General features: G+C 44.1%; 10 protein-coding genes. 3 read left to right on the top strand and 7 right to left on the bottom strand.

Annotated features, from left to right (window positions below):
- Positions 1–94 precede the first annotated feature (94 nt).
- Positions 95–784 carry a DUF262 domain-containing protein gene (locus EXN75_RS06805; RefSeq protein ID WP_246031320.1) on the bottom strand — a complete coding sequence of 230 codons (690 nt, stop codon included), beginning with the start codon at positions 782–784 and terminating at the stop codon, positions 95–97.
- A complete protein-coding gene (locus EXN75_RS06800; protein WP_134843254.1) occupies positions 778–1860 on the bottom strand; it encodes an adenine-specific methyltransferase EcoRI family protein in 1083 nt (360 codons plus the stop codon). Before EXN75_RS06800 ends, EXN75_RS06805 begins: the two co-directional genes overlap by 7 nt.
- A gap of 820 nt (positions 1861–2680) precedes the next feature.
- On the opposite strand from EXN75_RS06800, the gene EXN75_RS06795 reads away from it, so the two are divergent.
- The 3 genes from EXN75_RS06795 (at position 2681) to EXN75_RS06785 (ending at position 4995) form a co-directional block, all read left to right on the top strand.
- Positions 2681–3286, top strand: a complete 606-nt coding sequence (locus EXN75_RS06795; RefSeq protein ID WP_134843253.1) for an HU family DNA-binding protein — start codon at positions 2681–2683, stop codon at positions 3284–3286.
- A gap of 87 nt (positions 3287–3373) precedes the next feature.
- Positions 3374–4219 carry an N-acetylmuramic acid 6-phosphate etherase gene (locus tag EXN75_RS06790; RefSeq protein ID WP_134843252.1) on the top strand — a complete coding sequence of 282 codons (846 nt, stop codon included), beginning with the start codon at positions 3374–3376 and terminating at the stop codon, positions 4217–4219.
- A 41-nt stretch (positions 4220–4260) separates the two neighbouring features.
- Positions 4261–4995, top strand: coding sequence for an SDR family NAD(P)-dependent oxidoreductase (locus tag EXN75_RS06785; RefSeq protein ID WP_134843251.1), 735 nt, complete (start codon positions 4261–4263; stop codon positions 4993–4995).
- A 246-nt stretch (positions 4996–5241) separates the two neighbouring features.
- Here EXN75_RS06785 and guaA read toward each other — a convergent pair whose 3' ends face one another.
- The 5 genes from guaA to groL all read right to left on the bottom strand — a co-directional run bounded on the left by guaA (position 5242) and on the right by groL (position 11623).
- Positions 5242–6852, bottom strand: a complete 1611-nt coding sequence (guaA, locus tag EXN75_RS06780) for a glutamine-hydrolyzing GMP synthase (RefSeq protein ID WP_118118921.1) — start codon at positions 6850–6852, stop codon at positions 5242–5244.
- Positions 6853–6883: 31 nt separating this feature from the next.
- A complete protein-coding gene (locus EXN75_RS06775; protein WP_134843250.1) occupies positions 6884–7657 on the bottom strand; it encodes a nucleotidyltransferase family protein in 774 nt (257 codons plus the stop codon).
- A 76-nt stretch (positions 7658–7733) separates the two neighbouring features.
- Complete coding sequence (locus tag EXN75_RS06770; RefSeq protein ID WP_134843249.1) at positions 7734–9278, bottom strand: RapZ C-terminal domain-containing protein; 1545 nt, start codon at positions 9276–9278, stop codon at positions 7734–7736.
- A 54-nt stretch (positions 9279–9332) separates the two neighbouring features.
- Positions 9333–9548: a transporter gene (locus EXN75_RS06765; RefSeq protein WP_134843248.1), complete on the bottom strand. Its 216-nt coding sequence runs from the start codon at positions 9546–9548 to the stop codon at positions 9333–9335.
- A 446-nt stretch (positions 9549–9994) separates the two neighbouring features.
- The gene (gene groL / locus EXN75_RS06760) at positions 9995–11623 is read right to left on the bottom strand and encodes a chaperonin GroEL (RefSeq protein WP_118118927.1); all 1629 of its coding nucleotides are present in this window, start codon (positions 11621–11623) and stop codon (positions 9995–9997) included.
- Positions 11624–11686: the final 63 nt, after the last annotated feature.

Genomic DNA, 11686 nt, shown 5'->3' with positions numbered 1-11686 from the left:
AATTTTGCATTCATAACAGTTACTCTTTAAATCGTTGTTTTTTTGTTCTTTAGCGATTACAAAGATACAACTTTTTATCGAGAAACTGTTATTTTTACCCTACTATTTTGGGGTGGGAAACTTTAGTCATATAACCAACGGCAGACTGAGGCTTGCCATTGCGAGTTTCGTGGTCTGCCATCCACTCCAAGGCTTTCCTGAAAAAGTCTTGGCGAATAGGCGAACCATTCACCAAGTCTTTACCCAAACGATATGCAGCACAATTGGTCTTGGAGAAATGCTTCTTGGCATCGCTCACAAACGGGCCTGCATAGACGGCATTCCTTATTTCTTGCTCATTCAATGGCTTACCGGCGATATTTATTGTCTTGAACCATTCCAACTTCTCCGATTCTTCTCCCTCGCAGACATAGATGGTCAATTTATAGTCGAGAATCTTCTTCCGAATATCTGCAGGTTGATTGAAGAAGTTCTTGAAATCAAAAGAGAACTTTCCTGCCACATAATTACATAGAGACAAAGTACGCTGTTGACCGTCCATCACCTCATATGGGCATTCTGCATCATTGCTTCTTTTTACCCAATACATTATATTGAGGGGATAATTATGCAAGACGGTGTTAATAACCGCACATTGCTCTTGCTCATTATAAATGAACTCACGCTGATAAGGTGGACGTATATCCAAGAGGCCATTATATCCTCTTACTCCTTGTTCGTCATTATTAATGTAACCCTTGGTGATTTCGCCAACGGTTATTTTCTTTTCTTCTATCTTTAACATGATGCTTGCGGATGTTTGTTACGGATTAATATTCTACTATATTGACGTTTACCATGAACTACTCCACATCCTCCTCTATCTTCAGGATGCATTTCATAACCCATTCTTTCCAATACTTCTTTTGGAGCAGAAGCTCGTGTATTGCCACTTGCTTGCCAAATTATCTCGAATTGATTTGGATTATATTTGTCCAAGAATGTTATAGGAACACCCATTAATCCAGCATAATCACAAGGAATATCTTGGGTTCTGCCAACATTTATTGCATCATAATTATCATACTTCGGATACTCATCCTCAGAATAACGACAAACCAAATCTAATTCTTCATTGCGTTTAGGAATCTCAAGATTTGTGAACCAATTAACTCCCGACACACGAATCATGTTCTCCTTATGGTCTCCCGCAGAGGCTATATCATCATATGGTGAATAAAAATGAGCAGCCGCACCTTTAAAACCATAGCCAAGCCACACCTCATTATTTCTCAACAAAGGAAACACCTCTTTATAAGTTATGGCATTCTGATGCCCAACAATTACAAACTTCTTCCCATACTCCATCAACTGCCCAATATACTCACGAAACAAAGAGAAAGGAGGATTGGTAACGACAATATCCGCTTCTTTCAATAATTCTATACATTCCTTTGAACGGAAGTCACCAGTCTTTAAAATCGACAATACATTCTTGTCATTCTTCAAGAGATATTGAACATCTGACAAATCGACTGCCCCATCGCCATTCTCGTCTTTCACTTCCGTAATCTCAACCTTATAGGCAATCTTCTTTGGTTCATCATCATCGAAGCCATCGAAATGAATTGCCAGTTCATTGCCTGTTACAGGCGAACCATTGTAACAGGTACAGATGAGTTTCTTCAATTCTAACTGATTGAATCGAAGAGCGAAGTATTTGAAGAAATTGCTTTCGTAAGGATCGTCACAGTTGCAGAGCACCACTTTGCCACGGAAGTGCTGCCAATAATGTTGCAACTCTCGTTCTATATCAGAAAGCTGGGTATAAAACTCATCTTTCTTTGCCACCTTAGCGGCATTCAAATTCTTGTTTGCCATAATGCTTGATTGTTAGTTATACGATACAATAAGTGCATACAACTATCAATCACGCCAAGACGCAAAAAGGGCGTGATGCTCTTATTGCGTTCAGCTATGAGGCAGCCTCGGAATGGAAACCTCAACCCTTCAAATAAGAATGCACCACGCCTATGCGTAGATGCATTGCTAATACATGAAGGATCAAGGCACCCCATACCGAATGCCTTATCACAATTATTCCTTGTTACGTTATTTCCAATAAGTTTCCGAGGCTTTTGGCTGAACGCGAAATAATAGCGAATGCTTTTGTTTACCAACGATGTCTTGGAAATGGCAGTAGCCAAATCCAATTGCAAAGATACAACAATTTATTGAAACGAGCGCACCTTTTCATCGAAAAACTTCTATAAAACCTTACCTTTTTCTTCTTTAGATACCAGCAAACAACTCTCTCTATGCCTATATACACCTTATTCAATCATAACGTAAATAAGGAAGGAATTGCAATAATAAAGGGAGTTACAAAAACTACTGCACAACAACTGGCTTACGAGCGCACAACACGTGGCAGACAACCGCACAACAGCTGATGTGCGATTGCATAACAGCTGTTGTGCGGCTGACGATCCTATCTCTTACGACAATTTATCCTATCTCTTCAAACAACTATTTCTGTCTTTTCAAACAACCAATCACAGTATTTCCAAATTCTATCTGTATTTCTTTCCTCTTTTCTTCTTGATTCTCAGAATAATTATTTATCTTTGCGACATCAACCAGACAATAACGGGTGATAACAAGGACATATTATTCTTGCTGACATAATACTGAGAAAACGATGGCTATAAAATATGAAATACATTATCTTCCCAATGCTGGAGGAAACGAAGAGACACGCCGATTCGCCCATATCTTTGAGCAACCTGCGATGACAGACAAACAGATGATAGAACGAATAGCCCAACATAGCTGTTTGGGAAAGGGAGAAGTGGCTACAGTCTTCATGCAACTGCGTGACATTATCGAAGAAGACCTGCAAGATGGAAAGCGTATCAACATCCCGGAAATCGGATACCTCTCACTCTCGGTAAATCTGGATATGGATGAACTGAAGCCTGACAGCAAGGTGAGAGCCGACTACGTTAGCGTAAGGGGCATCAAGTTCCGCCCCAATGAAGATCTGCTGAAACAGGTGAAGTATCATACTCATTTCGAGAAATCACAATATACTTCCCGCTCCTACCCTTTCTCTGAAGATACCTTGAAGGAGAAAATAAGAGAGTATATGAAAAGCCATCGCTCCATCAACCGCAGAACCCTGGAAATGGAATTTCATATCCGCAAACAGACTGCCCTCAACTGGTTAAAGCAACTGGAAAAATCCGGTTTTCTGATTAAAGAAGGTTCACGCAATGCTCCGGTTTATTTCCTGGCAGAAGAATAGAAGCCTGCATCAGAATTATCGGCTATAGCCATAGGAAATAGCCAGAAATCAAGCTTTTCGAAATCTACACCCTAAAGATAAAGTAATATGCCAAATAAAGAAGAAAAGAGAATAACTGAGCAGAGTTCGTTCTACGAACATCTGGAAAAGATGAGCGTGGATGAACTCACCGCTCATATCAATGCAGAAAACCAGAAGGTGGCTCAGGCAATAGAAAAAGCATTACCAGCCATCAACCAACTGATTTCCGCCATCGAAGGGCAGCTGAAGAAGGGCGGAAGACTTTTCTATGCCGGTTGCGGAACGGGCGGAAGACTTGCTACGCTCGATACTATCGAAGTGCAGAACACCTATGGCATAGACGGTTCACAGATACAGGCCATCTTCCCGGGAGGCATCGGCTGCCTTACCCAAACGAAGGAATCACGCGAAGATGATCTTGAAGACGGATGGCAGCAACTCTGCACCAAGCATATTTCAAAGCAAGATTTCGTGCTGGGGTTCTCCGCCAGCGGCACCACACCCTTCGTACTCGCCATCCTGAAACATTGCAAGGAGGAAGACATTCCGACAGGATGCATCGTCAACAATCCTCACGCTCCCATCGCCCAGGCTGCAGATTATCCCGTAGAAGTCATCACGGGACCGGAATTCGTAACAGGAAGTACCCGTATGAAAGCCGGTTCATCGCAGAAGATGATTCTGGATATGATCAGTACTTCTCTTCAGATAAGACAAGGACGGGTGGAAGGCAACAAGATGGTGAACGCCAAGCTTATCAACCATAAACTCATCGACCGCGCCTGCCGCATCTTCATGGAACGCAATCCGGAATACACGGATTACGAGGAAGTGAAACAACTGATTCTGAAAGCAGGAAGCGTAAGGAAGGCAGAAGACCTGCTGAAGAATAAAAGCGATTTAGATATTTAGATAGAGTTAAACAAGACTTCACCTTAATATAATAGGACAATATGGCAAAGAAAGCAATCGTAATGGGTGCCACTTCGGGCATCGGAATGGAAGTGGCAAAACTGCTTGCTGCAAAAGGATGGCAGGTAGGAATAGCCGGAAGAAGAATCGAAAGATTGCAGGCTCTGATTTCGCAGGGCGGAATCACCTGTTATCAGCAAATCGATGTGACATCCGCCGAAGCCCCTTCCCTGCTTCTCGAACTCATTTACAAGTTGGGAGGAATGGACCTGTACTTCCACAGTTCAGGCATTGGCTGGCAGAACAACTCGCTCGATATAGAAAAGGAGTTGAAGACTGTAGAAACCAATGGTTTGGGATTCACACGCATGGTAGATACGGCATTCAACTGGTTTGTCCACCACCATAGTAGCCAGAAGGCCCGCATTGCCTGCATCACTTCCATCGCCGGAACCAAAGGTCTCGGTGCAGCTCCTGCCTACTCTGCCACCAAGCGATTCCAGAACCATTATCTCGAATGTCTTTCCCAACAGGCAAGAATGCGCCATCTCCCTATCTCCATCACAGACATCAGACCCGGATTTGTAAAGACAGACCTCATAGCAGGCAGTACTTATCCACTCCAGCTCCAACCAGAAGATGTAACCAAGCACATCGTTCGTGCCATCGAAAAAGGAAAAGAAGTGAAAGTCATTGATTGGCGTTACGCCATCCTCGTGTTCTTCTGGCGCCTCATCCCAAGAGGACTGTGGACCAGACTGAAAATCACAACCTGACGGTCGTAGCGATACCCCCTCAAGCAGGAACGTTACAGCGTTAGCCCAATGAACGCAAGGTCAAATCCGTGAAAATCAGCAAGTAATCCGTGAAATTCCGTGAATAATCCGTAGAGCAAGAATGTTCCATAAACTCAGCGTAATCCGATGAATAAAACTATGAGAAACATGAAAAGAATATGATTAAAATAAAAAGAGGATGTATCATGAACTTATGACACATCCCCTTTTTATTTTATTCAGGAATTATTCCCACTCAATTGTCGAAGGTGGTTTTGAAGAAATATCATAGCAAACGCGGTTAACGCCCTTTACCTTATTGATAATTTCATTACTTACCTTAGCCATAAAGTCGTATGGCAGATGAGCCCAGTCGGCAGTCATTGCGTCAGTACTTGTTACGGCACGCAATGCAACAGGGTGCTCGTATGTACGCTCATCACCCATTACACCTACAGAACGAACAGTAGAAAGCAGCACAGTACCAGCCTGCCAAATCTGATCGTAGAGAGAAACCTCAATCTCGCCATTCTGCATATCAGCAGGAACACCGGCAGCCAGGACACGACGAGCTTCCTCACCACTCAACTTCACCTTATACTCACGCAAACCACGGATATAGATATCGTCAGCATCCTGAAGGATACGTACCTTCTCAGGAGTGATATCACCCAAGATACGAACAGCCAAACCTGGACCTGGGAATGGATGACGGGTAATCAGGTGCTCAGGCATACCCATAGAACGACCTACACGACGAACCTCATCCTTGAACAACCATTTCAAAGGCTCGCACAACTGGAGATTCATCTCCTTAGGAAGACCACCTACATTATGATGACTCTTGATCACCTTACCCGTGATATTCAAACTCTCGATACGGTCTGGATAGATAGTACCCTGAGCCAACCACTTCGCACCAGTCTGCTTCTTAGCCTCAGCATTGAACACCTCCACGAAGTCACGGCCGATAATCTTACGCTTCTTCTCTGGGTCTGTTACACCAGCCAAGTCAGTGAAGAACTTCTCAGAAGCATCCACGCCAATCACGTTCAAGCCCAAGCACTTGTAATCTTCCATGACATCACGGAACTCGTTCTTGCGGAGCATACCGTGATCCACGAAGATACAGGTCAGGTTCTTGCCGATAGCCTTGTTGAGAAGAACAGCAGCAACACTTGAGTCAACACCGCCGGAAAGACCGAGGATAACCTTGTCGTCACCCAACTGAGCCTTCAGTTCAGCCACAGTAGTCTCTACGAAAGAGTCAGCACTCCAATCCTGCTTGCTGCCACAGATGTCAACCACGAAGTTCTTCAGCAACTGTGTACCCTGCAAAGAGTGGAATACCTCTGGGTGGAACTGAACAGCCCATACAGGCTGCTTGGTAGAAGCGTATGCAGCATACTTCACATTAGCAGTAGAAGCAATGCACTTGTAATCCTCTGGGATGGCAGTGATAGTATCACCATGACTCATCCATACCTGCGAGTTCTCAACGAAGCCCTTGAACAAAGGATTCTCCACATCGAAATGCTCCAAGTTGGCACGTCCATACTCACGGCTGTCTGCAGCCTCAACCTTACCACCCTGAGCGTAAGAGAGGAACTGAGCACCATAGCAGATACCGAGCACAGGGATGCGTCCGATAAACTGGCTCAAATCAACCTTGAAAGCTTCCGGATCATGAACGGAGTAAGGACTACCGCTCAAGATGACACCAATCACAGATGGGTCATCCTTTGGAAACTTGTTGTAAGGCATAATCTCGCAGAAGGTATCAAGTTCACGAACACGACGACCAATCAGCTGCGTGGTCTGTGAACCAAAATCCAAAATAATAATCTTCTGTTGCATATTGTCTAATTTATAATTTATAATTTACAATTTATAATTCCTTCAGGAACGCCTCTGCCTCTTTCAGCGTTTCCTGCTTTCCCACATCCATCAACTTGAGGTCGTTTTTCACGTACCCCTCAATGCGCACCTTGTCACAGTTTCTGAGATAGAAGTCCATGATAGGGAACTTATCTGGTTCTTCTTCCATCAGCGGGAAGATAGTTGGAGCCACCATGTGAATACCGGAGAAAGCATACTTCTTATATTTTTTAGGGTCAAGATGCTGATAAGGACTCTTCACCTCACCCGTTTCAATATTCGTCCAACCCACCAGTCTCATCGTATCATCAAAGAGAAGATAGCGCTTGGTCTTGCGTTCACTTACCAAGAGTCGGGCTGCCAATGGAGATTCCTCAGCATCAGAAACCGAAGTTTCCAATAAATCCTGAGTCTCCATCTGATAGAACTTCTTCAGATCCACATTACTGAGAATGTCCACATTATGTATCAGAACAGGCTCATGAGAATCAAAGAGAGGCCAGGCTTTCCGGATACCTCCACCCGTTTCGAGCAACTTATCCGTTTCATCGCTGATGCGGATGTCCATGCCGAAATTGTCATTCTCCTTGAGATAATCTGTAATTTGATTTGAAAAATGATGCACGTTCACTACAATGCGAGTGAAACCTGCATCCTTCAGTTGAAAGATGACACGTTTGAGCAAAGGTTCTCCCCCCACCCTTACCAAGGCCTTCGGAATACGGTCGGTAAGAGGCTTCAGGCGAGTGCCCAAACCTGCTGCGAATATCATTGCTTGCATCATTGCCAAATAGCTATCGTTTAATGTGCGTGCAAATTTACTAACTTTTTGCGATATAGCCAAATTTGCACGCCAAATATTATTGTTTTGCAGGCAAAACCTGCTCTATCTTCTGTTCCCGATGACAAATTCTTACCTCCACACCAAACTTTTCATGGATATGCTCGGCAAGATGCTGGGCTGAATAAACACTGCGATGCTGACCGCCTGTACAACCGAAACAGAACATCAGGGAGGTGAAACCACGCTGAATATAGCGATTCACATGATGATCGGCAAGCGCATAGACATGATCCAGGAACTTCAGGATTTCCCCATCATCCTCTAAGAATCGGATCACAGGCTCGTCCAGTCCTGTCAACTTCTTATAAGGTTCATATCTGCCCGGATTGTGCGTGCTGCGACAGTCGAAGACATAACCGCCTCCATTGCCAGAAGGATCCTCTGGAATACCTTTTTTGAAAGAGAAACTGAAAACCCTAACCACCAGCGGCCCCTTGCCGTCATACTTGGAGAAAGTAGCCGGACCATCCTGTGGATGCGAAATATAGATATTGTTGTCCGTTGTCTTATATCCGTCAGCTCGGTTGACTGCCGCACTTTCGATACAGGCAAACTGCGGCAATTCGGTCAGTCGGCGCAACATATCCATCATATAAGGATAAGGGAACACCTTTTCCCCCATCTTCAGGAGATCACGCAGATTCTGGATGGCAGGAGGTATGCTTTCTAAGAAATGCTTCTTGCGTTCGAAATATCCCCTGAAACCATAAGCGCCCAATACCTGAAGGGTACGGAAGAGAACAAAGAGACTCAGGCGATTGACGAAATGACGGACAGATGGAACTTCCGTATAATGCTTGAGCGACTGATAGTATTCCCATACCAGTTCCCGTCTCAACTTGAATGAATATTGAGCAGAAGCCTGCCACAGGAAAGAAGCCAAATCATAATAGAACGGTCCCTTACGACCACCCTGGAAATCAATAAAGTATGGATTTCCTTCTTTGTCAAGCATGATATTTCTCGCCTGGAAGTCACGATAGAGGAAACAGTTCATCGGTTCAGAAGTCAGATCCTTGGCAAAAAGTCGGAAGTTAGCTTCCAGTTTCAGTTCATGGAAATCCAGATCCGTAGGTTTCAGAAAACAATACTTGAAATAATTCAGGTCGAAGAGCACACTATCCACATCAAATTCCGGCTGCGGATAACAATTCTCCCACTCCAGTCCACGTGCCCCACGCAATTGGATGTTAGGCAATTCACGAATGGTCTTGATCAGAAGACCCTTTTCCTTCTGATTATATCTGCCACCCGCATCTCTACCACCCTTGATGGCATCAAAAAGAGACACACTACCCAGGTCTGTCTGAATATATCGGAGTTCATCATCGCTGACAGCTAAGATTTTCGGCACAGGCAATTGCCTGAGATTGAAATGATTAGCTAAATACACGAACGCATGATCCTCGTCACGGCTGGTACCGATGACGCCCACCACCGTTTCACCACTTTGCTGGGTAATACGGAAATACTGGCGATTACTCCCCTGTCCAGCCAACTTAACCACGTTGGCAGGTTCTTCACCCTTCCATTGCTTATAGAGTTCTATTAACTTTTCCACCCTTGATTATTTCCATGTTATTTTATCAAAATTCACGCAAGAGCCAGTCCCGGGCTACTTGTCCTCATCATTCTCTTGCAGTTTACGGCGCTTACGCTTATCATCTATTTGCTGGGCGAAATTATCCCCCACAAAAAGAATCAACAACACACCCAAAGTAGCAAGGAAAGAATTCAGAGAAGTCATTCCCAATGCAACCTTAGTAATATATATCAGTCCACCTATCACGATCAGGAAGACCAGCATTTTTTTCCAATCAATATTTCTCATGCTGCAAAGTTAATACTTTTTGCGGAAAACACAAAGGAAAACGAAAGAAAAGGGCACAAAAAAAAATCGGATGTCTCACGACAACCGATTTCCAAAAAACAAACTACTTAAAAACTAATCTACTAAAACAAATCAAAAAAAATATCTTTGTCGGCTCAAAGCCGATACTTTTCTTTTCACGTTGCAAAGATACACAAAATATCAATAACGTGCAAGGTTTTTTGCAGAAAAATGCAGCAAGAAGTGCTAAAATACCTAAAAATGGGGATAATTCGTAAGAATCATCCCCATTTTGTTATTTGTAGTTTACATTTTAGCTACTTAAATGTAGTTTCTGATATTTGCCGCATCATCTACCGTGAAATGCTTCTTCTGCAGAAAAATACATCTTCAGCAGAAAAATACGTCTTTTTCTGTCAGACACTGCTTTTTCTATCAGATGCTTTTTACATCATGCCACCCATACCAGGTGCAGCTGCTGGAGCAGCAGGAGCTGGCTCAGGTTTATCAACCAACACGCACTCTGTAGTCAAGAAAAGACCAGCGATAGAAGCCGCATTCTCCAAAGCCACACGCTCTACCTTAGCAGGGTCAACGATACCAGCCTGACGCATATCCTCGTAAACATCCTTGCGGGCATTGTAACCGAAGTCACCTTCACCCTCGCGTACTTTATTAACAACTACAGAACCCTCGCCACCTGCGTTAGCAACAATCTGACGGAGAGGCTCCTCGATGGCACGCTCAACGATGCGGATACCCGTAGTCTCATCAGCGTTATCACCCTTCATATCCTTCAAAGCCTCAAGAGCACGGATATAAGTAGTACCACCACCAGCAACGATACCTTCCTCGATAGCAGCACGAGTTGCGCAAAGAGCATCATCTACACGATCCTTCTTCTCCTTCATTTCCACCTCAGAGTTGGCACCTACATAGAGGACAGCCACACCACCGGCGAGCTTAGCCAGACGTTCCTGAAGTTTCTCCTTGTCATAAGAAGACTTGGTATTCTCAATCTCGTTCTTGATCTGAGCTACACGATCCTGGATGTTAGCTTTCTCGCCATGACCATTCACAATCGTAGTATTATCCTTGGTGACAGTAACCTTGTCAGCAGAACCAAGCATATCCAATGTAGCCTGTTCCAACTTCAAGCCCTTCTCCTCAGAAATAACAACACCACCAGTCAAGATAGCAATATCTTCCAACATAGCCTTACGACGGTCGCCGAAGCCTGGAGCCTTCACAGCACAGATCTTCAAACCGCCACGCAAACGGTTAACAACCAAAGTAGTCAAAGCCTCAGAATCAACATCCTCAGCGATAACCAACAAAGGACGACCGCTCTCAGCAGCAGGCTGGAGGATAGGCAAGAACTCCTTCAAGTTAGAAATCTTCTTATCATAGAGGAGGATGTATGGGTTATCCATTACGCACTCCATCTTATCAGCATCAGTCATGAAGTAACCGCTCAAGTAACCACGGTCGAACTGCATACCCTCTACTACACCGATATTGGTATCACGGCTTTTGCTTTCCTCGATAGTGATCACACCATCCTTAGAAACCTTGCGCATAGCGTCAGCCAAGAGCTTACCGATCTCAGCATCATTGTTGGCAGAAACAGTAGCCACCTGCTCAATCTTATCGTAGTTGTCATCTACCTGTTCAGCATGCTCCTTGATGAAAGCAACGACAGCAGCCACAGCCTTGTCGATACCACGTTTCAAGTCCATAGGATTAGCACCAGCAGTAACGTTCTTCAAGCCCTCAGTCACGATAGCCTGAGTCAGGATAGTAGCAGTAGTAGTACCATCACCCGCATCATCACCAGTCTTGCTGGCAACACTCTTAACGAGCTGAGCACCTGTATTTTCAAACTTATTCTCCAACTCTACCTCCTTAGCAACGGTAACACCATCCTTAGTAATCTGAGGAGCACCAAACTTCTTTTCGATTACCACGTTACGTCCCTTAGGACCGAGAGTTACCTTCACTGCGTTAGCCAACTGATCGACACCCTTCTTCAAGAGGTCGCGAGCATCCATATTGTATTTAATATCTTTAGCCATAATATTTTCTTTCTAATTTAAATATCAGCAAAAAGTTTTTTTTACCTTTTTACTTTTTTACCT

It is taken from the genome of Segatella hominis (genome assembly GCF_004535825.1).
Taxonomy (GTDB): Bacteria; Bacteroidota; Bacteroidia; order Bacteroidales; family Bacteroidaceae; genus Prevotella; species Prevotella hominis.
The sequence above is the reverse complement of the archived record's forward strand: the minus strand, read 5'-3'. Positions and strand labels throughout refer to the sequence as shown.